The sequence below is a fragment of the Pelagibacterium halotolerans B2 genome, from assembly GCF_000230555.1.
GTDB lineage: Bacteria > Pseudomonadota > Alphaproteobacteria > Rhizobiales > Devosiaceae > Pelagibacterium > Pelagibacterium halotolerans.
In genome coordinates this window covers 1832406-1857014 of record NC_016078.1, presented here as the reverse complement: position 1 = coordinate 1857014, position 24609 = coordinate 1832406, and the positions used below count along the sequence as shown (strand labels likewise).

24 protein-coding genes are annotated in these 24609 nt (G+C 62.4%); 10 read left to right on the top strand and 14 right to left on the bottom strand.

Going from position 1 to position 24609, the window contains the following annotated elements:
• The first annotated feature begins 1 nt into the window (after position 1).
• Positions 2–1468: a flagellin N-terminal helical domain-containing protein gene (locus KKY_RS09125; protein WP_014131040.1), complete on the top strand. Its 1467-nt coding sequence runs from the start codon at positions 2–4 to the stop codon at positions 1466–1468.
• A 52-nt stretch (positions 1469–1520) separates the two neighbouring features.
• Positions 1521–1748, top strand: coding sequence for a hypothetical protein (locus KKY_RS09120; RefSeq protein WP_041528671.1), 228 nt, complete (start codon positions 1521–1523; stop codon positions 1746–1748).
• A gap of 186 nt (positions 1749–1934) precedes the next feature.
• On the opposite strand, the gene flaF is transcribed toward KKY_RS09120, so the two are convergent.
• From flaF to KKY_RS09080, 8 genes are all read right to left on the bottom strand, one after another.
• Positions 1935–2303 (bottom strand): flagellar biosynthesis regulator FlaF, encoded by a 369-nt coding sequence (gene flaF / locus KKY_RS09115; protein WP_041528670.1) that lies wholly within the window; start codon positions 2301–2303, stop codon positions 1935–1937.
• Positions 2236–2679, bottom strand: a complete 444-nt coding sequence (gene flbT, locus KKY_RS09110; protein ID WP_014131037.1) for a flagellar biosynthesis repressor FlbT — start codon at positions 2677–2679, stop codon at positions 2236–2238. The genes flaF and flbT overlap by 68 nt, the downstream gene beginning before the upstream one ends.
• Before the next feature lie 119 nt (positions 2680–2798).
• Positions 2799–4292 (bottom strand): flagellin N-terminal helical domain-containing protein, encoded by a 1494-nt coding sequence (locus KKY_RS09105; RefSeq protein ID WP_014131036.1) that lies wholly within the window; start codon positions 4290–4292, stop codon positions 2799–2801.
• Positions 4293–4469: 177 nt separating this feature from the next.
• Positions 4470–5990 carry a flagellin N-terminal helical domain-containing protein gene (locus KKY_RS19580; protein WP_014131035.1) on the bottom strand — a complete coding sequence of 507 codons (1521 nt, stop codon included), beginning with the start codon at positions 5988–5990 and terminating at the stop codon, positions 4470–4472.
• Positions 5991–6126: 136 nt separating this feature from the next.
• Entirely contained in the window at positions 6127–6426 is a 300-nt protein-coding gene (locus KKY_RS09095) for a hypothetical protein (RefSeq protein WP_014131034.1), read from the bottom strand.
• A 390-nt stretch (positions 6427–6816) separates the two neighbouring features.
• Positions 6817–7284, bottom strand: coding sequence for a hypothetical protein (locus KKY_RS09090; protein WP_014131033.1), 468 nt, complete (start codon positions 7282–7284; stop codon positions 6817–6819).
• A complete protein-coding gene (locus KKY_RS09085) occupies positions 7284–7598 on the bottom strand; it encodes a rod-binding protein (RefSeq protein ID WP_014131032.1) in 315 nt (104 codons plus the stop codon). The genes KKY_RS09090 and KKY_RS09085 overlap by 1 nt, the downstream gene beginning before the upstream one ends.
• A complete protein-coding gene (locus KKY_RS09080) occupies positions 7598–8722 on the bottom strand; it encodes a flagellar basal body P-ring protein FlgI (protein ID WP_014131031.1) in 1125 nt (374 codons plus the stop codon). Before KKY_RS09080 ends, KKY_RS09085 begins: the two co-directional genes overlap by 1 nt.
• Before the next feature lie 262 nt (positions 8723–8984).
• Between KKY_RS09080 and KKY_RS09075 the strand changes: the two genes are divergently transcribed.
• A complete protein-coding gene (locus KKY_RS09075) occupies positions 8985–9401 on the top strand; it encodes a flagellar assembly protein FliX (protein ID WP_014131030.1) in 417 nt (138 codons plus the stop codon).
• 130 nt (positions 9402–9531) lie between these two features.
• Positions 9532–9951: an RNA polymerase-binding protein DksA gene (gene dksA, locus KKY_RS09070; RefSeq protein ID WP_014131029.1), complete on the top strand. Its 420-nt coding sequence runs from the start codon at positions 9532–9534 to the stop codon at positions 9949–9951.
• 67 nt (positions 9952–10018) lie between these two features.
• Here dksA and KKY_RS09065 read toward each other — a convergent pair whose 3' ends face one another.
• A complete protein-coding gene (locus KKY_RS09065; RefSeq protein ID WP_014131028.1) occupies positions 10019–11599 on the bottom strand; it encodes an ABC-F family ATP-binding cassette domain-containing protein in 1581 nt (526 codons plus the stop codon).
• 206 nt (positions 11600–11805) lie between these two features.
• Between KKY_RS09065 and KKY_RS09060 the strand changes: the two genes are divergently transcribed.
• On the top strand, positions 11806–12804 hold the full coding sequence (locus KKY_RS09060) for a hypothetical protein (RefSeq protein WP_041528668.1): 999 nt from the start codon (positions 11806–11808) through the stop codon (positions 12802–12804).
• Between the two features lie 168 nt (positions 12805–12972).
• Here the strand turns inward: KKY_RS09060 and KKY_RS09055 are convergent, their stop codons facing one another.
• The 5 genes from KKY_RS09055 to flgF all read right to left on the bottom strand — a co-directional run bounded on the left by KKY_RS09055 (position 12973) and on the right by flgF (position 18111).
• Positions 12973–14466, bottom strand: coding sequence for a carboxypeptidase M32 (locus KKY_RS09055; protein WP_014131026.1), 1494 nt, complete (start codon positions 14464–14466; stop codon positions 12973–12975).
• A 272-nt stretch (positions 14467–14738) separates the two neighbouring features.
• Positions 14739–15479, bottom strand: a complete 741-nt coding sequence (gene flgH / locus KKY_RS09045) for a flagellar basal body L-ring protein FlgH (RefSeq protein WP_014131025.1) — start codon at positions 15477–15479, stop codon at positions 14739–14741.
• A gap of 111 nt (positions 15480–15590) precedes the next feature.
• Entirely contained in the window at positions 15591–16544 is a 954-nt protein-coding gene (gene flgA / locus KKY_RS09040) for a flagellar basal body P-ring formation chaperone FlgA (protein WP_014131024.1), read from the bottom strand.
• A 25-nt stretch (positions 16545–16569) separates the two neighbouring features.
• The gene (gene flgG / locus KKY_RS09035) at positions 16570–17355 is read right to left on the bottom strand and encodes a flagellar basal-body rod protein FlgG (protein WP_014131023.1); all 786 of its coding nucleotides are present in this window, start codon (positions 17353–17355) and stop codon (positions 16570–16572) included.
• Between the two features lie 12 nt (positions 17356–17367).
• On the bottom strand, positions 17368–18111 hold the full coding sequence (flgF, locus tag KKY_RS09030; protein WP_014131022.1) for a flagellar basal-body rod protein FlgF: 744 nt from the start codon (positions 18109–18111) through the stop codon (positions 17368–17370).
• Between the two features lie 280 nt (positions 18112–18391).
• Here flgF and KKY_RS09025 point away from each other — a divergent pair, with 280 nt between their 5' ends.
• From KKY_RS09025 to KKY_RS09005, 5 genes are all read left to right on the top strand, one after another.
• Positions 18392–18889, top strand: coding sequence for a flagellar basal body-associated FliL family protein (locus tag KKY_RS09025; protein WP_014131021.1), 498 nt, complete (start codon positions 18392–18394; stop codon positions 18887–18889).
• Positions 18890–18898: 9 nt separating this feature from the next.
• The gene (gene fliM / locus KKY_RS09020) at positions 18899–19993 is read left to right on the top strand and encodes a flagellar motor switch protein FliM (protein WP_014131020.1); all 1095 of its coding nucleotides are present in this window, start codon (positions 18899–18901) and stop codon (positions 19991–19993) included.
• Positions 19993–20403: a DUF6468 domain-containing protein gene (locus KKY_RS09015; RefSeq protein WP_014131019.1), complete on the top strand. Its 411-nt coding sequence runs from the start codon at positions 19993–19995 to the stop codon at positions 20401–20403. Before fliM ends, KKY_RS09015 begins: the two co-directional genes overlap by 1 nt.
• Positions 20400–21149, top strand: a complete 750-nt coding sequence (locus KKY_RS09010; protein ID WP_014131018.1) for a MotE family protein — start codon at positions 20400–20402, stop codon at positions 21147–21149. The genes KKY_RS09015 and KKY_RS09010 overlap by 4 nt, the downstream gene beginning before the upstream one ends.
• 151 nt (positions 21150–21300) lie before the next feature.
• Positions 21301–24588, top strand: coding sequence for a hypothetical protein (locus tag KKY_RS09005; protein WP_139305022.1), 3288 nt, complete (start codon positions 21301–21303; stop codon positions 24586–24588).
• Positions 24589–24609 lie beyond the last annotated feature (21 nt).

Genomic DNA, 24609 nt, shown 5'->3' with positions numbered 1-24609 from the left:
CATGACGATCATCAACAAATCGCTTTATCCGGTGTCATCGACGCTCTCGACCATCACCTCGATGCACAAGAAGCTCGAGAGCCTCCAACTGCAACTGGCGAGCGGCAACAAGTACAACACGCTCGCCGAGATGGGCAGCGAACGGGTGCACGACATCAATTTGCGCAACCGCCTGTCGCGGATCGAGGGCTATCAGTCCAACATCCTGACAGTCGAGAACCGGATGAGCTTTTACACCAATGGGTTGGAGCGGCTCGACGAGATCGAGGAGTCCGCGCGGGCCCTGGCGGTGCCCAACGCCTATGGCACCGACGGTATAAATCTCACAAGCGCGCGCAACCAGGCGACCAACCTGCTCAAGGAAGTCATAGACGTCCTCAATACAGATATTACCGGGCAGTTCATTTTCGGGGGCAACAAGTCCGACACCAAGCCGGTTTCGAGCTTCGATGAGATCATGAACGGGCCGAACGGGTTCGTGCGCTACACCCAGAACCGCAATGACGAGGACATGGGGACGATCGCGGGCAATTCAGGCCGGATCGACCAGGTTCTTGCCACCGACACGATCACCCTGACCGAGGATGGCGATCACGAATACGGATTCAAGATCGCTTCGGTGACCACGACCGGCACGGCAATGACCGCTTCGGCGGGGCCGGTGGATATTCTGGCGCCCGACGCCGAGCAGGTCCTATCGGCCACAATGGACGCTGTGCCGGCCGACGGGGATACCATAACCATCGGGCTCACCTTGCCCCATGACCGCGATACGGTTCAGTATTTCACCTTCACGGCCACCGATACCGATCCGGTTCCGGCGGATGGCTTTGCCATCGGGGCCGACGCCGAGGAAACGGCGGCCAATCTCAATACGGCGATTTCCGACAAGCTCGCAGCGCTGACCAGGACCGATCTGCGCTCATCTTCGACCTATGCGGCTGCCGACGGGTTCTTCAACGGCATGGGCGAGGCCCAGGATCCCGATGCCAATGTATGGTACAATGGCCAGGACAGCACCAATCCCCGCCAGACCGTCTCGGCCAATATCGACGAGAACACAAAGACCCAGTACGGCGTTCAGGCCAATGAATCGGGGTTCGTCGAACTGATCAAGGGATTGGCGGTGTTCTCGGTGTCCGAGCTTTCACCGCTCGACGAGGACAATGCCGCCCGTTACGACGCACTTGTCGACATTCAGCGCTCACGGCTTTCAGAAGACAACAATTCCCAGCCCGGCTCGATCGAAGTGATCACGATGGAACTGGGCATCGCCGCCTCGACGGTCAACACCGTCAAGGAGCGCCATTCGCAGTATGGCTCACAGCTTGAGACCATGCTTGCCGAAATCTCCGAAGCGCCAAAGGAGGAGGTGGCCATGATGCTGCTCACGCTCCAGACACAGCTTGAGGCCAGCTATCAGGCCACGGCGATGGCCAGCCAATTGACGCTGGTGAATTATCTTTAGGGCGGGGTGAAAGTAGAGCGGCCAGAATTGGTGCTCAAGCTGCGGGCGGATTATGAGTCTTGTTTCAAATGAAAAAGCCAAACTGACGGCCAGTTTCATGAATGCTGTCGCAGCCGGGACTGTCACGATTTCCCTGATCGGGCCGCTGGTCAGCACGGCTTTGGGAACCATGCCGGCCCAAGACATTTGGAATATAGTGTCACTGAGCCTATTTGGTATAGTGCTGGCGGTTGTGCTACATTTGCTGGCGCGTGGTGTTCTGGAAAGACTGAGGGAATGAAATGATGGAAACGCTTTTTATGTACCTCTGGATATTGCTCGTGCTCGGCGGCATCGGAATTTTCGGGCTCTATGTCACCCGCAACGATGGTCGGCAGGATGGCCCTGCCGAGTAGGTATTCGAAAGGGTTCCAAAAACAAAGCCCCGGCATCGACCGGGGCTTTTTCGTATCGGCGTTGAGGGCGCTCAGCCGTTTCCGCGCAGGCCCGCTGAAATCTGACGGTTGATGTTGATGAGCGCGTCGAGCTTGGCGGGGTCGGCGCCGGCGAGCAGCTCATAGGTCTGGCCCATGACGAAGATGCCCAGATTGGCGATGTTCTGGCGGATGGGTTGGGGCAGGGGGCTGTCGTCGCGGGTCACAGCCTGGACGAAGATCGACCACACCTTGCGGTTCTTGTTGAGGGTTTCTTCGAGCTGGTCATAGTGCTCGGGCCAGGTGTCGCGGATGTTCTGCAGACGGGAGGCAAGGCGGGCCAGAAGATTGGCCTCAAGATCTCTGGGACTCGCTGTCTGTTGCGCGGTCCTCTGGTATGCGAGCGCCCCCTGATGTTGCATGCCCCAGCAACTCCCCTTCGTATTCGATAAGCTTTTTAGCGGCCCTGAGAGCCTTGTAGAGATCGCCGGTTAATATCTCATTATTTATAGCGTCGACATAAGGCAAAGTGGACGGCGCAGCGCGGACCATTTCGTTGATGAGCTCGAAATAGCTCCTGGTGAGCTTGTCGACATTGCCCTCCACATACATGATCTGGATGGCGAGATAGATGGCCTTGGCGGGCGTGTCGGCGGTGGCTGCCGACAGGATGTCCTTTTCGCGCAGGATGGGCGCCTTGCCCTCGATGAACAGACGGGTGCGCTGGTCGGAATTGGTGATCACGCAACTGCCCACGATCAGTTTTTCACCGGGCTTCAGCTCGACCTTGAGCGCCATGATTCGTATCCCCTTCACGTTTTCCGAACTATGGCGGCTGCGCTTGCAAAAGAAAAGGGCGGGCCTTCTGGCCCGCCCTTTCGCGCAATGGATACTCCCGTTCTGGGAGCGTCAGATCATTAGAACAGACGGAGGACCGACTGATCGGCCTGCGAAGCCATCGACAGAGCGGTCGAAGAGAGCTGCTGGCGGGTCTGCAGGGCCAGAAGGTTGGCGGCTTCCTCATTGGCATCGGCCAGGGTGAGGTTGGACGCACCGGTCTCCAGGGTGTTGATCATGTTGTTGGAGAAGTTCTGACGGTTCTCAACGATCGAGAGCGAGGAACCGAAAGCGGACGACTGCGAGCGGACCGTGTTGATCGCGGACTTCACATCGCCCAGCAGGCTGTCGATGTTGGTGTCGGAGTCGAGATCTTCGGCCTGCAGGTTGGTTTCGATACCCAGTGTGGTCGAGTTGACCGACGCACCCTCTTCACCATCGATCTTGGTCTGGATGTTGAGCTCGGACGTGCCGGTTTCGTTGAACGTGATCTGCAGGTTATCGCCGCGGAGCAGGTTCACACCGTTGAACGAGGCATCGTCGGCCAGCTTGTCGAGCTGATCGCGCAGTTCGCGGAACTGATCGGCAAGGCCGGCGCGCACCGAGTTGCCTTCGATCGTGTTGGCGCCCGAAGAGGTGCCGTCGATCGTGCCGCTGGCAGAGGCGCCATCGACAGTGAGGTCCTGGGTCGAAAGGTTTTCGACGCGGAGCTTGCCGTTGTCGTTGGAAGCCCGGATCTTGCCATCGAGTTCAGACGAGTTGTTGATCTCGCTGACCAGTTCATCGACCGTCTTGGAGGCGGCGGCGACCGCTTCAACACCGTCGGTCGAGGTCGTACCGCTTGTCAGGCCGACGGCCGTATCGACTGCGCCATCGGACGTGGTGACGGTGAAGTCGACGCCGTCAGCGTTGGCCAGATCGAGACCATCGGCGCTGGCCGTTGCCACAACACCCGCCGCAGCGAAAGCCGTGTTCATGTCGGCGATCTGGGTGGCGTTGTCATCGGTGGCGTTGAACGTGAAGGTCGCGGTGCTGCCATCTTCACCCGTGACGGTGATGGATTCGCCGTCGAGGGCCTGAAGGTCCGTACCAGTACCAGTGGTCAGGTCGGTGCCGCCAGCGGCGGTCAGGGTTGCCGGCGTTGCGGCGACCGCCGCGGTGCCCAGCTCGATATCGACAGCCGTATCACCGACAGCGCCGCCCGAGAACGAGAGGGTTTCTGCATCGGTAAGACCTTCGGCAAGATCGTAGGAGGCGGTCTGGAAAGACTTGTCCTGACGGGCCTGACGCAGCGTCGACTGCATGGATTCGAGGGTCTTGGTGATCGCGGACAGGCCGTTATCGGCGGCTTCCAGGGTCTGAATGCCGTTGGCCATGCCGTCCAGAAGGGCGTTCATGTCGCCAGCGCGGCTGTTGAGCGAGGAAGCGGTGAAGAAGTTTGTCGGGTTGTCCAGAGCCGAATTGACCTTCTTGCCGGTGGCAAGCTTGGTCTGGGTTGCCGACATCATGTCAGCGGTGTTCTGGAGGGAAAGAAGGTTCGAACGAACCGCGCTCGAGAGCGTTACATCAGACATTTAGAAATCCCCTTCTAGGATTTATGCAATTTCAAAGCGCCTCTTCCTGAGACGGCTGGCCCGACACTGTGCGATATCTTCTAAAGATTGGTTAAGGTGCTCGCTCTCATCGGAAATATCGCGCAATAAAAAAGGCGGGCCGCAGCCCGCCTCGTTTCATCGTCTTTGACCTGCGGTTTAGCCGAAGAGCCGCAGAACGGCCTGATCGGCCTGGCTGGCCAGGCTGAGCGCGGTCTGGGAGAGCTGCTGGCGGGTCTGCAGCGCCAGCAGGTTGGCGCTTTCCTCATTGGTATCGGCGAGCGTAAGATTGGCCGCGCCGGTTTCCAGCGTATTGATCATGCGCTTGGTGAAATCCTCGCGGTTCTGAACCACCGACAGGGTCGAGCCGAGATCGGAGGCTTGCGCGCGCACCTCGTTAAGAGCGTTCTGGAGGTTGGAAAGCAGACCATCGATATCTGTGTTGAGGTCGAGATCCTCGGCGTTGAGTTCGAGCAGGCCGAGATTGGCAACGTTGATGGCGCGCGCTTCACCCTTGGAATTTTTGGCCTGGATCTCGATCGTCGAGGTGCCGGATTCGTTGAAGACGATCTTGAGCTGGTCGCCGCGCAGCAGGTTGACGCCGTTGAATGAAGCATCTTCGGACAGACGGTCGAGTTCGGTGCGCAATTCGTTGAACTGGCGCGCCAGGCTGGCACGGACGTCATTGCCCTCGATATCGGACTGCCCGATACCGCCGGTGATCTCTCCATTGGTGAGACCGGTCAGGGTCATATCGGTCGTCGAACGGTTTTCGATGCGCAGCTTGCCATTGTCGTTGGAGGCCCGGACGAAACCGTCGAGGTCGGCATTGGCGTTGATGGCGGTCACCATGTCATCGACGGTGCGGGCGCGGGTGCCGATTGCCGTGCCCGTGCCATCGGCTATGCCCGTCGTGCCAGCGGTCGTGGTTTCAGCGTAGTTGGAAATCTCGATGGCCGAGGAACTGCTGCCGGCAAAATCGTCGGTGGTCAGCACCAGGTCTCCACCGTTGACGGTGGCTGTGGCGGCAACACCGGCATTGTCGAGCTTGGCGTTGATAATGGCTGCGATTTCATCGGCCGTTACCGCTGTCGGATCGGCAACCGCTCCGGGGGAGGTGATGTCGGCATTGGTGATGGAAATGGACACCGGATCACCACCATGCACGGCGATATCGAAACCGATCGTGTCGCCCGGATCGGAAAGATCGACCCCGGCCGGTGTAAACGCGCCGGCGGCCAGTTCGGACCGGGAGGCTGTAAGATCGACATCATAGTCGGTGCCGTCGGGCAGGGCGCCGCCGGCGAAGTTGAGCACTTCGGTACCGGCCGGGGTGTCGGCCATGTTGAGCGTATAGCTCTCGGTCTTGAAGGAATTGTCCTGCCGCGCCTGGCGCAGCGTGGACTGCATCGATTCAATCGCCTTGGTGATGGAGGTCAGGCCATTGTCGGCAGCCTCGATGGTGCGGATGCCATTGCTCATGGCGTCGAGCAGCGTGCCGATATCGGCGGCCCTGCCGCTCAGCGAGGCGGCGGTGAAGAAATTGGTGGGATTGTCGAGGGCCGAATTGACCTTCTTGCCCGTTGCCAAACGCTCCTGGGTGGAGTCCATCATCTTGGCTGTGTTTTGAAGGTGCAGAAGGTTGGAACGTACAGCCTTCGATAGCGTCACATCAGACATGGCCAAAACCCCCGTCGTCGATTGGTATGAACAGAATCACTCCCCGTTAGGAGCGCGTTAACCATACAGTGCTTGGACAAGTGCTACCGAATGGTTAACAAAGTCTGATCATCAAGGGGTAAATTTACCTTTTGCGCTAGACCGTGCGGTCGCGCAGCGTCAGGCTGGACTGGGGAGGCTGCCAGGGCGCCGGGCGCGAAAGGGCAGGCGCATTGCCGTCGGATTCGGCGTTGGCGAGGGTTGAGGCAATCAGGCTGGTCTCAAGCAGCGTCGCTGGCGAGACGGTGGGCTCAAGGTACTGATCCTGTTCGGAATTTTCGCGCTTCTGCCGATTGGGCGCGGGGCGTCTGGGCAGGGGCTGGCCAAGGCCGGCGCCGGCGGAATCGCGGATGAGATGAGGCGGTGGCGCCGACGGTCGTTCGACCGGTCGCGCCATGGCTGCGGCGATCCCGAGAGGACCCTGCTGCGGTGGAATGAACCCTGTCACCCGTTAACCATTTCCCGTGCCGATGCGGCAAAATCTGCCGGGCATAATGTGCCGCAAAGGCTGTCGGGCGGGTTAGGCGGGGCTGTGGTGTTTTATGAAAATTGGAACGATTGGGCTTTGGGCGAGGGCCCCCCTCACCCGTTTGAGCAGGGGGATGGTGCTTTGTGGCAATTGGAGCGTGTGCAGGATAGGTGAAAGCCCTTGGGCGGCGGTGCTTAAAAGGGGAAGGCCCCCTCACCCGTCGCTTCGCGCCGACCTCTCCCCCTGAGGGAGAGGTAAGAAACGCCGCAAGCGCCGGGAGCTACCTCTCTCTTGAGGCGAGGGGCCTTGCTCTTTTGATCAAAGCGCCCGGTTGATCGAAATGCCCTTCATGGATTCGGTCGAAGGCTTGGCCGCCTGGCCGGCGGCGCCGTAGGTCTTTGGCCTGGCGGTGTTGCCGGCGGCGCGGGCCACGTCCGAGAGCAGGTTTTCGGTTACCGTGCGGGCCGTGGCGAGCACGCGCAGGTTTTCGGCCATCTGGGTGGCCAGCGCTTCGTGGCCGCGGCGCAGGGCGTCGATGCGGGTTGGCGCTTCGGCCTTCAGGCGCGGGGCGGCGCGCTGGATGGCGCGGGCCAGCGTCACGTAATCCTGGGCGAGTTGGGTCTTTTCGCCGGTGAGCGCCGTGGCTTCGCGCATATGGCCGGCCCGCAGATAGGTGGTTTCCCGGTTCATCACCTCGACCAGCGCACCGAGCGCGGTTTCGGCGCGGGCGCAAAGGGTTTCCGCATCCAGGGATTCAAGCGCTGTGAGGCGTTCTGCGGCGGTCATTATCTGTATGCTCCCATGGATGACAATTGAGGCGCGCTGTCTTGTGCAGCCTGTGTTTCGATAAGGGCGGCGACCATCTGGTCGGCGATGCCGATGCCGCCGGCCTGGGCCATTTCGGCCGCGTATTGTTCGGCCATCATGCCGCGCCATGTTTCCTCGGCGTAACCGCCGCCGAACATTGAATCGGTTTCCAGCCCCTTGAACATTTCCGAGACCAGGGTGTTCAAAAACACGCCTTCGAGTTCGACGGCTTTTTCACGCAGATTGGCGTAGCCGGGCATGGAGTGGTGGGCAGGGTTCAATGCAATGGCCATCAGATCACCTCGATTTCGGCTTGCAGGGCGCCGGATGCCTTGATGGCCTGGAGGATGGCGATGAGATCGCGCGGGGAGATGCCCAGCGTGTTCAGCCCATCGACGAGTTGTTGCAGCGAAATCGATTCCGGGACGACGGCAAGCTGGGTGCCGTCCTCGTTGACGTCGATCTGGGTGCGCGGCTCGACGGCGGTCACCCCGTCGGTGAAGGGCTCGGGCTGCACGATATTGGGGTTTTCGGCGATCGAGATGGTCAGATTGGCGTGGGCGATGGCGACCGAGGACACCCGCACGTCGCGGCCGATGACGATGATGCCGGAATTTTCGTTGATGACGATGCGGGCGGCCTGATCGGTCTGGATGACCAATTGCTCGATATCGGTGAGAAGATCGACGATGTTGCCGTTGAAATCGTTGGGCAGCGACAGGCGCACATTGGCCGGATCGGTCGGGATGGCGACGGGCAGGCCGATCAGATCGTTGATGGCCAGCGCGATGCGGCGCGAGGTGGTGAGGTCGGGATTGCGCAGCGAGAGGCGCACGGAATGCTGGGCGCCGAGCGCGAAATTGATCTCGCGTTCGATCAGGGCGCCCGAGGACACCATGCCGGTGGTGGGCACGCCCGAAACCACGGTCGCGGCCTCGCCCTGGGCCGAAAACCCGTTGATGAGAACAGGGCCCTGGGCGATGGCATAGGCCTCGCCATCGGCGCCGAGCAGGGGCGTGACCAGCAGCGTGCCGCCCTGGAGCGAGGAGGCATCGCCCATGGCGGCAACCGAAACGTCGATGCGCGAGCCCTGGGTGGAAAAGGGCGGAAGATTGGCGGTGACCATCACGGCGGCAACATTTGCCGTGCGCATGGTCTCGCCGCGGGTGTTGACCCCCATGCGCTCAAGCATGGCGATCATCGACTGGCGGGTGAAGGGGGAATTGTTGAGGCTGTCGCCAGTGCCGTTGAGACCGACCACGAGGCCGTAGCCGATCAACTGGTTTTCGCGCACGCCCTCGATTTCGACGATATCCTTGATGCGCGCCGGGGCGGCGAGCGCCGGGAGCGTCCCTGTGACCGCCAGCGCGGCGGCGAGGGCGATGACCAATGTGCTGCGAAACAAACCTGTTTTCATTTTCGTCCGATTCCCCGTTTCCGGGCGGCGTGCCCTCGTCCCCACGATGGCGTGCCGCTATTGACGGGCTATAGAGCGAAAAGTGTGCCAACCAGGCGCCGGTTCGGTTAACCGATTGTTCTAAAAATGATTTTTGCTGAACAGCGAAATATCGGATCGGGGCTTATGGGCAGTGTTTGCCGGGCCGTTAAGGGTAAATTAACGCCTCCCGGCAAAATCTGCCGGTTAGCAGTCCATTAACCATAAGCCAATCGGGCCAGATATGCGGATCGACGGAACAGGGCGGGTCATCCCAGCGAACCGGTCGGGCACGGCGGCAAAATCGTCAGGGCCCACGTTCCAGATCGAATCCGGCCAGGGTTCGGCCCGCACCGCGCAGACTTCGGCGCCGATCGCGGCAGGGGGCATCGATGCGCTGCTGGCGCTGCAGGCGGCGGACGATGCGACCACCGGGCGGCGCAAGGCGCTCAAGCGGGCCAATTCGCTGCTCGACGTGCTCGAAGAAATCAAGGCCGATCTTCTGGTCGGGCGGATGGGCGAGGGGCGGCTCAATCGCGCCGCCGCGCTGCTGGCGCAGGCAAAAACCCAGATCGAGCCGGAGCTCGAAGCCATCGTGGCCGACATCGAATTGCGGGTGCGGGTCGAGCTTGCCAAGCTCGGACGATATCCCGGAGCGTGACCGGCGAGGGCTGTGACCTGTTTGCGGCACCTCACGGTGTTGTTAACACCCCGGTCACTTTCCAATTGCCCGATAAGTTTGACCCCACTATATAGGCGGCGACCTGTTGCCAAGGGGAGTGAGTCTTACGATGTCGGTCGAGGCCCTTGCTGACGACTACCGTCCTTCCGAGGACGAAGAATTCATGAATGCGCGCCAGCGCGAATATTTCCGTAAAAAGCTCAACGCCTGGAAGGACGAGATTCTCCGCGAGAGCCGCGAGACGCTCGAAAATCTGCAGGAAGAAAGCACAAATCATCCAGACATGGCCGACCGGGCATCCTCGGAAAGCGACCGGGCGCTCGAATTGCGCACCCGGGACCGCCAGCGCAAGCTGATCGCCAAGATCGACGCGGCGCTCAAGCGGATCGAGGACGGCTCCTACGGATTTTGCGAGGAAACCGGCGAGCCGATCGGTCTGGCCCGGCTCGATGCCCGTCCGATTGCTACCCTGAGCCTGGAGGCCCAGGAAATGCACGAGCGGCGCGAAAAGGTCTATCGCGACGATTGATTGTCAAGCCTTTAGAATCGCTTGCGGCGGCCCGTTGAAGGAACACTTCAGCGGGCCGCTTGCCGTTTCAGGCCAATGATATTTCCCTTGTGACGGCTATGGCCTCGAGGAACGGGCGGTCGTGGCTGACGACGAGCAAGGCGCCGTCATAGCCGCGCAACCCGACTTCGACCGCTTCGATGGATTCGAGGTCGAGGTGGTTTGTAGGTTCGTCGAGGACGAGCAGTTGCGGCGGGGTGTCGGTGCCCAGCGCGCAGGCGAGACCGGCACGCAGGGTTTCGCCACCTGAAAGCGAGGCGGTCATTTTCAGCGCGGCATCGGCCCGGAATTTGAACCGGGCGAGGGCGGCGCGGCAGGCATTTTCGTCCGATGCCGGATTGAGGGCGAGGAAATTGTCGCGCACCGTTTTTTGCGGGTCGAGGATGGAGACCTGCTGATCGAGCAGGGCGTGGGGGACCTGGACGCTGACGGTGCCGGCACACGGTTCGAGAGTGCCGCTAACGAGGCGGAGAAGGGTGGTCTTGCCCGACCCGTTCGGCCCGGTGATTGCCACGCGCTCGGGGCCGGTGATGGCGAGGGAGACATCCCTGAGGATCGGGGTGGCCGGATCGTAGCCCGCTGAAACGGCGTCGAGGGTCAGCACCTTTTTGCCGGTTGGCAGATTGGTGGGCGGAAGGGAAATGGTGACGTGCTTGAGCACTTCGATTTTTTCGCGGGCTGTTTGAGCATCCGATTCCGCCTGCTGGCGTAAGCGACTGGCAAGGCGGGCATTTTCGCCCGCCGAGTTTTCCGCGGCGTTCTTGCGGCCGTTGAGCAGGATTTTCGGCAGATCGCCCTTGGCGCGCTTGCGCTTTCCTCCGGCGTCGGATTTCTGCTGGCGCTCGCGGGTCTGTTGCGCCTTCTTCTCGACCTGGGCCGTGCGCTTTTCGGCGTTGGCCAGATCGTGCTCGGCGGCGGCGAGTTCTATGGATTTGCGTTCGCGATACAGGGAATAATTGCCGCCATAGGTCGTGGCGCCCAAACTGGTCAACTCGACAATGGCGTCCATGGTTTCAAGCAGTTCGCGGTCATGGCTGACGACGATGGCGCCGCCGCGCCAATTGGCGAGCAGGTCGATCACCGCGTCGCGGCCATCGTGATCGAGATTGTTGGTGGGTTCATCGAGCAGCAGGAAATCGGGATCGGCGAACACCAGCGCGGCCAGCATGGCACGGGTCCGCTGGCCGCCCGAGAGGGTTGCGAGCGGGGTATCGGCGGTGGCGGGCAGGGAAAAGCGGGCAAGGGCTTCATCGATCCGGGCTTCGATTGTCCAGTCGGCATCGGCCAGCTCGTCGGCGGTCGCGGTTCCGGAAGCGGCGCGAGCGAGGATCGTCAGTTGGGCGGTGGCGCCGAACAGATCGGCTATGGTTTCGCCCGGCCCGGGTTTGAGCGACTGGCGCAGGAGACCGATGGTACCATCGATGGTGACGCTGCCCGATTGCGGGGTGAGCGTGCCGGTGACGAGCCTGAACAGGGTCGATTTGCCCACGCCGTTGCGGCCCACAAGGCCGGTGCGCTGGCGGGAAAAGGCGAGATCGAGATTGGAGAAAAGCTGCGTGCCGTCAGGCGTTGAAAAACCGAGGGCAGAAAGTGTGATGTGTGCGGGCATGAAAGATGGATTCCGTTCCGAGGCAATTGCGATTTGCTGTCGGAAGAAAATCCATTTGGGCACACATCCTGTTGGAGCGTTTCGGCGCTTCTTGGAATCGCCTTAGTTGCTGCAAGTCTTTGCGTCGTCGCGCTTCTGAACCGGATAAGTGACGCCACTTATCCTGGAAGCACTTCTGTTGCGATTGCGCCTCAAGATAGGGCGCAATGGAGACAAGTCAAGTCGCGCAGGTTGACAGGGAAGCCATGCTGACGCTTTCTGACGTCATGGGCTCGAAAACATTACTCACCACGACAATGATTTCGCTGACGGCGGTTTTTGCCACCGGAGCGTCCGCGATGGATATATCGGTCGGCTCGCAGGTCCGGCTGAGCGCGGGGTATCTCTCGCTCAATCACGACGCGTCCCATCTGACGCCGCCGGGCAGTTCGGGGATGGCGAGTTATGGCGATCCGACCTCGATCCTGAGTTACGAACCGCTCTATGAGGCCGATATCGAATTTTCCCTGACCGGGCGCGGAGAGGAAGGCTGGTTCGATCTGATCGCCGGCTTCCCCATCGCGGCGGGCGGTACGTTCGGGGATCGCGACTACGAGGCCGGGCAGGCGCTTTATTCGGAGACCTTCAGCGATATCACGCTCGAAAATGGTGGCAGCGTCGCGCTGCGCTATGGATTGCCGAGCGATGGGACGCTGGTCTGGAACGACATGGTCGTGCGGCCTTACGTGACCGGCGGCTTCGGGCTGGAACGCTACGGAATGGATGGGCTGCGGTGCGGGGCGGCGTGCCCGAGTGGGCCTTTTCCGACAAGTGTCACCGTAATCGGGCACGATCTGTTTTCCGCCTCGGCCGGGCTTGGCGTGTGGCTGGAGAACGAGATTTCCGAAGCAGAGACGATCGATCTGCGGTTCGAGATCAATGGCGGCTATCTCGGGGTGACCGACAGCCACTATTTGCGCCCCGATCTCGGCCCGGTGCCCAATATCTTTTACGATCTGGCGACGCTGGGCGGGCTGGCCGAGGCGACCTATCGCTACGAGACCGGGCAGGGCGCCGAGCTATCGGCCAGCGTCTTTGCAGGCGGGCAACTCGGGCTGGGAGGCGTGACCTTCGGCAGCGCCGGTGGCGCACAGACCGGCCCGCTCTGGGCGTGGTCGGTGGCCGGACATGCCGGGGTCAGCGTCGGGGCGAGCGTGCCGTTTTAATAATAGGGTGCGCTCGTAGAGATTTCCCCCATCGCTGTCCCGGACTACATCCGGGACCCAGCAGCCTGGCCCGGCCACCAGTGGATGTTGGGGCGCACATGGACCCCGGCTTTCGCCGGGGCAGCGAAGGTGGGAGGTCGCAAGCAAGGGTGCGCCTGGCTGAACCCTCTAGGCGTACCGCTTTTTGAGATGCGCGATGAAGATGTCGGGGTCGAGGGTCGAGCCGGTGGCGCGTTTGATGAGGTCGGGGGTGGAATAGCGCGAGCCCTGCGACCAGATGTTTTCGCTCCGCCATTGGTTGACGCCGGAGAAATCGCCTCGGGAGATTTCGTTGAGAACGTCGGGGCGGGACTTTTCGATGGCCTGCCATTGCTGGGCGGCGAGCATGGCGCCCAGCGTGTAGCTGGGGAAATAGCCGAAGGCACCGGCCGGCCAATGGACGTCCTGCATGGGGCCGTCCTTGGGGTTGTCGATGGTGGAGAGGCCCAGATACTCGGTCATTTTCGCGTCCCAGGCCTCGGGGAGGTCGACAACTTCGAGATCGCCGCCGATCAGCGCCTGTTCGAGTTCGAAGCGCAGGATGATGTGGAGCGGGTAGGTCACCTCATCGGCATCGACGCGGATGAAGCCGCGCTCGACCTTGTTGACCTCGGCCACGACGTCCTCGATCTCCCAGCCTTTTAGCGCATCGTCACCGAGATGCTGGGACACGATGGGCATGGCCCAGTGCCAGAATTGGGGGGCGTGGGCCAGTTGCTGTTCGACGAAAAGCGACTGGCTTTCGTGCATGGCCATGCCGCGCGCCTGACCGACCGCCATGTGCGAAAGGTCCTTGGGCAGGCCCTGCTCGTAAAGCGCGTGGCCGGTTTCGTGCAGGACGCCCATCAGGGCGGTGAGAAATTCCTCGGTCTTGTAGCGGGTGGTCATGCGCACATCGGTGGGAACGCCGCCGCAGAAGGGATGGTGGGAGACGTCGAGCCGGCCATGGGTGAAATCGAACCCCAGCGCGCCCATCATCGACAGGCCCAGCTCGCGCTGCTTTTCGATTGCGAAGGGGCCTTCGACCGATTTTGCCGGGCGGCTGGCGTAGCGGTTTTCCTGTGCCTCGAGCGCTTCGGGCACGAAATCGACGAGGAAGGATTTGAGCTTTTCGAGGACGGGGGCGACTTCGGCGACGCGGTTGCCGGGGTCGAACTGTTCCATCAGCGCGTCATAGGGGGCAAGGCCGAGCACATCGGCGCGCATCTGCGCTTCCTCGCGGGCCAGCGCCACGACGCCTTCGAGCGCGGGGGCGAAATTTGCCCAATCGTTCCTGGCGCGCAGATCGCGCCAGAGCTGTTCGGAACGCATTTCGGCCTGGGATTTGCGCACCACGAAATCGGCGGGCAGGCAGGTGGCGTTGGTATAGACGCGCTTGAATTCGCGGACGGCGAGCTTTTGATCGTCGGAAAGGTCTTCGGATTCGGCTTTGGCGATCCAGTCGGCGATTTGCGGCGCGGTCGCGGTTTCGTGCCGCAGCCCATAGAGGAAGGATACCGATTCCGCGCGCTTTTCGCCTCCGCCCACCGGCATGTTGGTCGCCTCGTCCGCCGAGAGGATGGCGATGGCGTGCTCGATGGATTCGAGCTTTTTGCCAAGGGTTTCGAGTTCGGCGTAGGACATGGGAGGCTCCGGAGGAAAGATATTTGCCGGCGGCTTTGTAGCTGCGCTCGGTGGCGAAGAAAAGGAAAAGGGGCGCGCCGGGGAGGGCGCACCCCCTTTTGAATCCGGCCCGACGGGGAAGACGGGCCGGTTAACCGGCTGCCGCGAATTGGGGAACGGCAGGCGGTTGGGGACTGAAGCGCCGGGAAAAGGCGGCGCTGGGTACTGGATCCCGGATCAAGTCCGGGATGACCGTTGAGGGTGGGGAGGCGTGGTGTGCCTCCCTTCCGGGGTCAGAACGGCAGGATGGCGTCGAGGATCTGCTGGCCGTAGCGGGGTTGCTGGACGTCGGTGATCTGGCCGCGTCCACCGTAAGCGATGCGGGCTTCGGCGATCTTGGAGGAGGCGATTGTGTTGTCCGAGCCGATGTCCTCGGGGCGCACGATGCCGGCGACGATCAGGTCGCGGACCTCGAAATTGACGCGGACTTCCTGGCGGCCCTCGATCACCAGATTGCCGTTGGGGAGAACCTGCGTCACCACGGCGGCGACCTGGGTGGTGACCTGTTCGGAGCGGTTGACCGAGCCGTTGCCGGCGTTGGAGACGCCCGAATTGGTGCCGATGGCGGCATCGGCGGACACATCGGCGGGAGCGACGGCATTAAAGATCGAGCCCAGCGCGCCGCCCAGCCCGGCCTCGTTGGATGAAGAGCGCGTGGCGGTTGTGGTGTTGCCGATCTGGGCGCGGTCGTCGATGGTGACGAGCACGGTGAGGATATCGCCGACCTTGGCGGCGCGCTGGTCCTTGAAAAAGCCGCGCGCGTCGGAGGAAAACAGCGAATTGGGCTGGTAGGTGGCCGGCTCGGCGGCGGGCATGGGCATGGTCACCGGGCGATAGCCGGCGGTTACGGTGGGATCGACGATGGGCGTCAGGGCCGGGGCCCGGCCCACATTGGCCAGCCTGTCGGTTGTGGCGCAGGCGCCGAGGGTGGAAACGAGCAGCAGGCCCGTTGCGAGTTTGAGAAGTGCGTTCATTTTATTTCCCCGTGGTTTTTAAGTGGTCGCGTTTCCGAACCGAAGAACCGGTGGCCACTTCTTCCGGAAACGCGCCATGCGCCGGACTTCCCCAAGTCCGGCAATGAAGGATCAGAGCCCGGCGAGTTGCTGGGGGCCCGATGAAACTGTGACGGTGCCGTTCTGCGTGGCGACGCCCTGCAGAACCTTGTTGGTCATTGTGTTGAGCACGGAAACCGGCTGGCTCAGGCTGGCGGCGTTGAGCGCCTTACCGGTGGTGGTCAGCGTCAGGGCGCCCTGCTGGAAGATGACGGTGACCTGCTCGTTGCGCGAGACGACTTCCGGCGCGGCGATGTCGGAGGGCTTGAGCATGACGCCCTGGCGCGACTGGCGCTGCAAGGCCATGCCCATGATTTCCTCGAGCGTCACAAGGCCAGTGGATTCGGCGTAAGCGAGCGGGATCATGCGCATCTCGATGTCGTCGGGGCCAAGGATGGTGCCCTGTGGCAAGGTGCGCTTGAGATGCGGTGCGGCGATCAAAAGCTGGATCTGGCCGGAAATGTCGAGCGGGCGATCGAGGCCGGACACCTGGAAGCGGGCCGAAAAGGTCGATGATCCGGGCATGTAGCGCAGGATGGTCAGCGACGCGGGATTGTCGGTGTCGGCGGCAATGAGCCCCGGCAACGGCGCGTCGAGCGCAATGTCCATGTCCATATCCGTATTGAGGATGCCCTTGGCGCGCAGATCGGCGGCAATGAGGTCCGAGAGCAGGTCCTGGCCGATTTCGACCCCCGTCCGGGCAACGCGAATCCGGTTGAACCCGGAGGGCTCGAAGGTCTCGATACCGGCGGCCCGAACCGCCGCGGCGATGTCTTCGAGGGACAAGATGCCCGACGTGCCGGGAGCGGGAGCGCGGAACACGGCTGTTTCCGCCATCAGACCGGCGCCATCGAAAAGGTCGCCGACGGTAACGATGGCGGCGTTGACCGTCACGTCGCCGCGCAGGACAGGCTCGGCCTGGGCGGTGGCGGCAAGCGCTGCGAAAGTGAGCGCAAATCCCGTGCGTTTGAGAAGCGAAGCGAACATCGTTTGTACCCCCTTTTTCAAGGTCTTAGCGAAGCTGGGCGGTGGCCTGGAGCATCTGGTCGGCGCCCGAGATCACGCGCGCGTTCATTTCGTAGGCGCGCTGGGCCGAGATCAGGTCGGCCATTTCGGTCACCGCGTTGACGTTGGCGCTTTCGAGATATCCCTGGAGCAGGTCGCCCATGCCGTCGACGCCCGGCACGCCGATCTGGGCCTCGCCCGATGCCGCGGTTTCGAGGAACAGATTGTCGCCAATCGATTCAAGACCGGCCTTGTTGACGAAGCGGGCCATCTGGAACTGACCGAGTTGCACGGGCTCGGTGTTGCCGTTGATGAAGCCCTCGACGATCCCGTCACGGCTGATCGAAACCGAGGTGGCGTCGGCGGGGATGATGATCCCCGGTTCGACCTGATAGCCATCCACCGTCACCAGCATGCCGGTGGCGTCGCGCTCGAAGGTGCCGTCGCGGGTGTAGGCGGTGCGGCCGTCGGGCATGTTGACCATGAAATAGCCCTCGCCGCGGATGGCGACGTCGTTTTCCTTTTCGGTGGGCGCCACATTGCCCTGGCTCATGATGCGGGCGGTGGCCGAAACCCGGACACCCGAGCCGATCTCGATGCCGACGGGCACCTGGGTTCCGGTTTCCGATGTCGAGGCACCTGCGCGACGATAGGACTGGTAGAGCAGGTCCTGGAACTCGGCGCGCTGGCGCTTGAAGCCCGTGGTGCGCATGTTGGCGATGTTGTTGGAGATGACTTCGACATTGCGCTCCTGGGCGGCCATGCCGGTCGATGCGATATAAAGTGCTTTCATCGGTGTGGTCCCTTAGGCTTGAGTGTCGCCAAGACGCTGGATGGCGCTGCGGCGCAATTCGTCCTGCTTGTTCATGAGGTCGGCGAGCGAGGAATAGGCCCGCGTCACCCGGATCATTTCGGTCATTTCGCCCACGCCCGAGACGTTGGAACGCTCAAGGGCGCCCTGCACGACCCGGGTGGTCGAAATGGCCAGCGGCGTGCCGCCGGCAAACATGGTGTCGCCGGTGCGGGTCAATTCCTGCGGGTTTTCAAACTCGACGATGGCGAGCTTGCCCTTGTTGCCGGCGCTCGAGCTGATCGCGCCCTCGGCGGTAATGGAAATGCCGGTCTCATCGGGTCCGAAGACGATCGGGTTGCCGCCCTCCGAGAGCACCGGAAAACCGTTCTGGGTGACGAGCACGCCGTCCGAATTGATTTCAAGCGCGCCGTTGCGGGTGTAGCGGGTGCCCTCGGGCCCCTCGACCGACAGAAAGCCTTCGCCCGAGAGCGCGACGTCGAGGGGGTTGCCGGTCTGGGTCATGGACCCGGCGGCCAGATCGTGCATCGTCGCCCAGTCCTGGACATAGGAAAGCTGCTGGCTGCCGCTCGGGAAGGTGCGGTCGGAGGCGACCGGCATGACGTATTCCTCGAACAGGATCGCCTCGGCCTTAAAGCCGGTCGAATTGATGTTGGCCAGATTGTTGGCCACCACATCCATCTGCCGTTGCAGCGCCATCTGGCGCGAGAGGCCGATCAGTTGCGCGTTCTCGATCATGCGCGTTTCCCCGTTAATCTCTTCAAGGGCCCTGCCTCCCCAGGCCGGGCGCCTCGCAAAAGACAATGCAGGTGGCGTGCCAACTCCATAAATCGATATAAAACAATGTATTACCTTGGCGCGGCGTTATCGGCTTTGCGGTAAGGGTCTGCCGGCGGGGAAAATTCTACCCGGCAATACTTGCCGCCCTTAGGCAAATCGTAACCATTCGTTAACCCTGTCGGGATTAGCTGGGCACAAGGCAAAAGCGCCTGAAACCGGGGGATTCGGAAGGCCTTGAATGACTGATGTGACCGAAACGGAAATTAACGCCACATCGGAGGCGGCGCCCGCAAAAAAAGGGCTGCCGAAGATGGCGCTGATCGGCGGGGGCGTTGCCGTTCTGTTGCTGGTCGCGGGGGCCGGCGGCTGGTTTCTCACGCAATCGGGGGGCGGCGATGCCGGCCATGACGGCGAAATCGAGGTTGCGGCGGAAACGGCGTTCTATGACCTCCCCGATATCACGGTCAATCTGAGCAATCCGGGTGGCGCGGCCGAGTTCCTGCGGATGCGGATTGCGCTGGAAGTGCGCGACGAGACGATGATCGAGGTGATCGAGCCGCGCCTGCCGCGGGTTCTCGATGCGTTTCAGGTCTATCTGCGCGAGCTTCGCCGGTCCGACATCGAAGGGTCGGCCGGTATCTACCGGCTCAAGGAAGAATTGCTGCGCCGCGTCAACCTCGCCGTCTATCCGGCGAGCGTGGACAACATCCTGTTCAAGGACATTCTGGTTCAATAGCGGGGCTTCATGGCCAACGAGACGGGAAAATCGGAAGGGGCGCTCGGCGATGACTGGGCTGCCATGCTCGAAGCCGAGGCGGGCGGGGGCGACGATATCGACCGCGTCCTTAACCAGGACGAGATCGATTCCCTGCTCGGTTTCGATTCCAGCGCTGCCTCCAGCGTCGAGCTGACCGGGGTCAGGGCGCTTATCAATTCGGCGCTGGTGTCCTATGAGCGCCTGCCGATGCTGGAAATCGCCTTCGACCGCCTCGTGCGGCTGGCGACGACCACGTTGCGCAATTTCACCTCGGACAATGTGGAAGTGACGCTCGAATCGATTACCTCGGTGCGGTTCGGGGACTATCTCAATTCCATACCGCTCCCGGCCATCCTTTCGGTCATCAAGGCCGAGGAATGGGACAATTTCGGGCTCATGACGGTGGACAGCGCGCTCATCTATTCGATGATCGACGTTCTGTTGGGCGGGCGGCGCGGATCGAGCGTCATCCGGGTGGAGGGGCGGCCTTACACCACGATCGAGATGGCGCTGGCGCGGCGGATGATCGAGCATATCCTCGACGACATGCACAAGGCGTTCGAGCCGCTGGCGCCGGTGACCTTCAAGCTCGACCGGCTGGAGACAAATCCGCGCTTTGCCGCCATTTCGCGTCCGGGCAATGCGGCAATCCTTGTGGAGTTGCGCATCGATATGGACGAGCGGGGCGGCAAGATCGAGATCATGCTGCCCTATGCGACGATCGAGCCGATCCGCGAGCAGTTGCTCCAGATGTATATGGGCGAAAAGTTCGGGCGCGATCCGATCTGGGAAGGCCATCTTGCCACCGAGATCCACGCCGCCGACACGGAAATTTCCGCCGTGCTGCATGAACTCGACCTGCCGTTGTCCAAAGCCCTCAATCTGGCCGAGGGTGACACGATCATGTTCGACATGACCCCGTCCGACCCCGTGACGCTGCGCTGCGGCGATGTGGACCTGACGCGGGCGGTGATGGGCCATATCGGGAAAAATGTTTCGGTCCGGGTGACCCGGCCGCTCAACCCGCCGAAGGTGACGATGGCGGCCTTTGAGGCGATGGAAGAAAAGGCGGAGGGCAAATAATGCCTTTAGGACTGATGATTGAAATTGCCGTTGCCGTTCTTCTCGCAACGACAATCGGTTACTGCATTGTGCTCAACAAGCGAATCCGGACGCTGCAGTCCGATCGCGCAGCGCTTCAGCAGATGATCGCCGATCTGGTGCAAGCGACCTCGATGGCCAACAGCGCCATCAAGGGGCTGCGCGAAACGGCGGTGGAGGCTGACGAAAAGCTCAATACGCGCCTTAACGAGGCCGAGCGGTTCGCGATCGAACTGGCCAATCATGTCAATGCGGGGCAGGCGGTCATGGACCGGATCGCCAAGATCACCCAGGCGGCGCGTTCGCCGGGCGATGGCGGCGACGGCAGCCGGGCCGGCAGCGCGCTCAAGACGCTGAAAGACCACCAGAAGCGCCGGGAGCACGCCGCGTGAACCAGGTTCGCCTTCTGCCCGTCGTGGTTGTCGCGGCCTCGGCGCTGCTGATGCTCAAGACATTCGGCATCGTCTCAGGGCAGAGCTATGTGATGGGCGGGATGAGCCAGGCGCAGGCGGCGGGAAGTGCCCAGCCGGCTCACGAGCCGGAGGAAGAAGCGCAGCCCGAAAGCGAGGCGGAGCCCGAAGTCGAACTTTCGGCGGCGGACGCGGCTGCGCAGGCGCTTTTCGAGAATTTTCCCACCGATGGCGAGTTGGAAACGCTCGAGGGCGCTTCCGATGCGGCGCCCGGCTCGACCGAGGCCATTATCCTCCAGCGGCTGGCTGAGCGCAGGACGGAGCTGGACAGCTTTGCCGCCGAACTGGAAACCCGGCTTGCGGTGGTCGAAGCCGCCGAGCTGCGCATCGAAGAGCGCATGAGCGAATTGAGCGCGATGGAAACGCAGATCAACGCGCTGGTCGATGCTCAGGAAAGCGCCGAAGCCGAACAATTCGCGGCCATCGTCGCGATGTATGAAAACATGCGGGCCGGGGACGCGGCGACCATTTTCAACGATCTCGACGAGGATGTGCTGGTGCGGGTGGGGCATGCGATGAACCCGCGAAAGCTCGGGCCGATCATGGCCAAGATGATCCCCGCCAAGGCGCAGCAACTGACCGTGCTGCTTGCCCAGACCGGGCCGACGGGGCCGGTGGAACAGGCCAGCCAGGACTTTGCCAACCTGCCGCAGATCGTCGGGCAATAGGCATCGCGCCGGTTTTTGGGCCGCGTGGTAATTCCATCTTAAGCGCTGCTGCATAGTGTGCCCTTGAATAAGGGCGGCAGGCAGAATGCTTTCGACCACAAGAAAACGTGGACGCCAGGTTTATGGATTTTTGGACGCTGCAGGAGCCATCTTGCTGGCGTTTTTCGTGTTTTTGGGGTGCGCCGGTTCGGCGTTGGCGCAGGAAAACATTACATTCGAGGCGCAGCGGCACGAAAATTACGGCCGGCTGATCCTGACCTTTCCCGACAGGCTGAACCTGCCCGAACACACCGTCACCAGCGACAATGGCGTGCTTGTCATCTCCGTGCCCGACACGCCGATGGCCGGGGTTCTGCCGGACGTGGGAACCATCCTTTCGGAATATCTTGCCGTTGCGCGGTTCGATCCGGACCGCACCGGCATCCGCATGGGCATGCGCGAGCAGTTCGCGCTCAACACCATGGCTGCTGGCGAACAGCTCTATATCGACCTGCTGCCGCCCGACTGGGTGGGGTTGCCGCCGGCCCTGCCGCCCGAGATCATCACAAAGCTTGCCGAGCGCGCCGAAGAGGCAGCCCGGATCGCCGAGGAGCGCCGTCGCGCCGAACTGGCCATCGAATATGATCCGCGCCCCACGATACGGGTTGGGAGGCATCCGACCTTTTCCCGTATCGAATTTACCTGGAACGTGGGCACCAAGGCCGAATTCGTCCGCGAAGGAGAAAACGCCTCGATCCGTTTCGACTGGCCCGTTCCCGTCGATCTTTATGAAATCCTCTCGGACCGCCCCGAGCAACTGGGCGAGGTTACCAACATCGTCCATGGTGGCGAGACCGAGATTGCCATGGCCATCCCCGAGGATGTGCCCGTGCGCTTTTACGAGCAGTCGAGCACCGAGTTCATTCTCGATATCGACCATCCCGGCGACGCCGAACAGGAGTTCGATCTGGCCGAAGTTGCCGCGTCGCTGTCGCAGCCTGAAGCTCCGGCCGCGCAAGGCGAGCACCCCGAGGATACCGTCGAGCCGGTTCGCGATGAGACGGCAACCGTGCAGCCCTATGTCAGCACTGTGGGCCAGACGGTGCGCATCGTCTTTCCCTTTGCCCAGGAAACGCCCGCCGCCGTGTTCCGGCGCGGCAATGTCGTGTGGATGCTGTTCGATACGCCGGCGCGGCTGGTCAGCCCCGACGCCCAGTCGGGCGAAATTCTCGACGGGCTGGCGAGCGATCTGACGGTGGAGAGCACCGGCGCGTCCTATGTCGTGCGCATGGTGCTCGACGACAACCGGCTGGCGACGCTGGCTTCGGAAGGGCGCAGTTGGGTCCTCTCGCTCGGCGACATCCTTCTCTCGGCCGTCCATCCGGTGACGCTCGAGCGCCGCCGGTCGCAATCGGGACTTTATGAAGTGGTGGCCGATCTGGAACGACCGGCAAATGTCCACCAGCTACGCGATCCCGATGTGGGCGACATTCTCGATGTCGTGACCACCTATCCACCGGCGCGTGGCGTGGTCCGCGATCTGGGGTTCGTGGATTTCCAGGCGCCGCGCTCGGTCCATGGGCTGGTCGTCAAGCCGCTGCATGAAGGGGTCAGCGTTTCCATCGAGGACCGGTATGCGGTCATCGCCGCCGATGGGGGGCTGACCGTCTCCGTCGACGCCGGGCAGCGACTTTACGCGCCGGACGAAGCGAGCGTCAGCGCGCTCGATCTCAACGCCATGATGACCCCCAACCCCGATGAATTCGGGCTGCGGCGCGACGAATACATGGCGCGGGCGGCGATGGCCGAGGGCAGGGACCTCGACCGCGCCAGGCTCGATCTGGCCCAGTTCTACCTCGCCAATGATTTCGCGTTCGAGGCGATCGGGGTGCTCAATGTGCTCAGGCGGGATTTGCGCCAGCACAGTCTGGAGCCGGCCATGAACGCGACCCTTGCCGCCGCCAACGCGCTGGCCGGACGGCACGCGGACGCCCTGGACCTGCTCAACGCCGATGCGATGCTCAACGATGCCGACGCCATGATCTGGCGCACCATCGCCAAGGTCGATGCCGGAGACTTTGCCGGCGCGCGGCTCGACGCGTTCGGTGGCGACCATGTCGTTGACAATTATCCCAACTGGATACGGGCCCGCTTTCACCTGGCGGCTATCCGCGCCGCGGTGGAACAGAGCGATGCGACGATGGCGGCGGATATGATCCGCGCCGTCGACCTTGCCGCGCTGACGCCCGATCAGGTGGCGCAATATCAACTGCTTTCGGCGCGGCTCGACCACATCAACGGGCTCGAGGACGAAGCACTGGAAGGCTATGGGCGGGTGATCGCCGCCGACCGGCGGGGATCGTCGGCCGAGGCCGTGCTGCGCACCATCGAGATTTTGGACGGCATGGGCCAGCTCGACGTGGAAAAGGCAATCCATGCGCTGGCGGTGCAATCGACCATCTGGCGCGGCGACCAGCTCGAAATCGACATCGTCGCCAAGCTGACCGATCTGCAATACCGCCACGGGGACTATCGCGATGCGTTTGTCCTGACCCGTGAGATGGCGGCGGATTTCGCGGACAACCGCTCGCTCGACGCGCTTCTGACCCGGGCGCGCACCGAGTTTTCGGGGCTGTTTCTCGACGGGCAGGCCGATGCGCTCGATCCGGTCTCGGCGCTTTCGATCTATTACGACTATCGCCATCTCACCCCGCCGGGGGCCGAGGGCGACATGATGATCCGCAATCTGGCCCAGCGGCTGATCGAGGTCGATCTGCTCGCCCAGGCTTCCGAATTGCTCAGCTACCAGGTGGAAAACCGGCTCGACGGCGCGGCGCGCGCGCAGGTGGCGGCCGACCTGGCAGTGGTCTATATCGCCAATCGCGATCCCAATTCGGCGCTGCGGGTGCTCTACGATACGCGGCTGGCGGGGCTGCCGCCGGGGCTGGAACGCCAGCGCCGCGTGCTCGAGGCCAGCGCGCTCATTCACGCCCATCGCCACGATCTGGCGCTCGACCTGCTTTCGAGCCTGACGGGCCGCGACACCGAATTGCTGCGCATCGACGCCCTGTGGCAGGCCAACCGCTTTTCGGCGGCCAGCGAATTGATCGAGGCGCTCTATTCGCCCGATCTGAGCTCGGGTGGTCTCAGCCCCATGGCGCGGACCAATGTGGTCAAGGCGGCGGTGGGCTATGTGCTGTCGAACGACCAGATCGGACTGGCCCGCCTGCGCAGCCGGTTTTCCGAGGCCATGTCGACAACCCCCGAATGGCCGGTCTTTGCCTTCGTGGTCGAAAACGTCGATCCCAACGGCGTCAATTTCCGCGAGATTGCCCGGCAGGTCGCCGATACGCAGGCGATCAATGCGTTTTTGAATGCGTATCGCGAGATTTATTCGGGGCCGGGCACAGTGACTCCGTTGCGGGCAGCGCCGGAGACGGGGGCAGTGGCGAGCTTGTAGGCATTTGAATACGCATCATTT

Bases quoted from the DNA above. Each gene is read 5' to 3' on its own strand.
- KKY_RS19580 (WP_014131035.1), bottom strand. From the start codon at position 5,990: ATGTCTGATGTGACGCTATCGAAGGCTGTACGTTCCAACCTTCTGCAC.
- dksA (WP_014131029.1), top strand. From the start codon at position 9,532: ATGTCGGTCGAGGCCCTTGCTGACGACTACCGTCCTTCCGAGGACGAA.
- flgH (WP_014131025.1), bottom strand. From the start codon at position 15,479: ATGAACGCACTTCTCAAACTCGCAACGGGCCTGCTGCTCGTTTCCACC.
- KKY_RS09095 (WP_014131034.1), bottom strand. From the start codon at position 6,426: ATGGCGCGACCGGTCGAACGACCGTCGGCGCCACCGCCTCATCTCATC.
- fliM (WP_014131020.1), top strand. From the start codon at position 18,899: ATGGCCAACGAGACGGGAAAATCGGAAGGGGCGCTCGGCGATGACTGG.
- KKY_RS09080 (WP_014131031.1), bottom strand. From the start codon at position 8,722: ATGAAAACAGGTTTGTTTCGCAGCACATTGGTCATCGCCCTCGCCGCC.
- flgA (WP_014131024.1), bottom strand. From the start codon at position 16,544: ATGTTCGCTTCGCTTCTCAAACGCACGGGATTTGCGCTCACTTTCGCA.
- KKY_RS09065 (WP_014131028.1), bottom strand. From the start codon at position 11,599: ATGCCCGCACACATCACACTTTCTGCCCTCGGTTTTTCAACGCCTGAC.
- KKY_RS09055 (WP_014131026.1), bottom strand. From the start codon at position 14,466: ATGTCCTACGCCGAACTCGAAACCCTTGGCAAAAAGCTCGAATCCATC.
- KKY_RS09125 (WP_014131040.1), top strand. From the start codon at position 2: ATGACGATCATCAACAAATCGCTTTATCCGGTGTCATCGACGCTCTCG.
- flaF (WP_041528670.1), bottom strand. From the start codon at position 2,303: ATGCAACATCAGGGGGCGCTCGCATACCAGAGGACCGCGCAACAGACA.
- flbT (WP_014131037.1), bottom strand. From the start codon at position 2,679: ATGGCGCTCAAGGTCGAGCTGAAGCCCGGTGAAAAACTGATCGTGGGC.
- flgF (WP_014131022.1), bottom strand. From the start codon at position 18,111: ATGATCGAGAACGCGCAACTGATCGGCCTCTCGCGCCAGATGGCGCTG.
- KKY_RS09015 (WP_014131019.1), top strand. From the start codon at position 19,993: ATGCCTTTAGGACTGATGATTGAAATTGCCGTTGCCGTTCTTCTCGCA.
- KKY_RS09105 (WP_014131036.1), bottom strand. From the start codon at position 4,292: ATGTCTGATGTAACGCTCTCGAGCGCGGTTCGTTCGAACCTTCTTTCC.
- KKY_RS09090 (WP_014131033.1), bottom strand. From the start codon at position 7,284: ATGACCGCCGCAGAACGCCTCACAGCGCTTGAATCCCTGGATGCGGAA.
- KKY_RS09120 (WP_041528671.1), top strand. From the start codon at position 1,521: ATGAGTCTTGTTTCAAATGAAAAAGCCAAACTGACGGCCAGTTTCATG.
- KKY_RS09025 (WP_014131021.1), top strand. From the start codon at position 18,392: ATGACTGATGTGACCGAAACGGAAATTAACGCCACATCGGAGGCGGCG.
- KKY_RS09085 (WP_014131032.1), bottom strand. From the start codon at position 7,598: ATGGCCATTGCATTGAACCCTGCCCACCACTCCATGCCCGGCTACGCC.
- KKY_RS09060 (WP_041528668.1), top strand. From the start codon at position 11,806: ATGGAGACAAGTCAAGTCGCGCAGGTTGACAGGGAAGCCATGCTGACG.
- KKY_RS09075 (WP_014131030.1), top strand. From the start codon at position 8,985: ATGCGGATCGACGGAACAGGGCGGGTCATCCCAGCGAACCGGTCGGGC.
- flgG (WP_014131023.1), bottom strand. From the start codon at position 17,355: ATGAAAGCACTTTATATCGCATCGACCGGCATGGCCGCCCAGGAGCGC.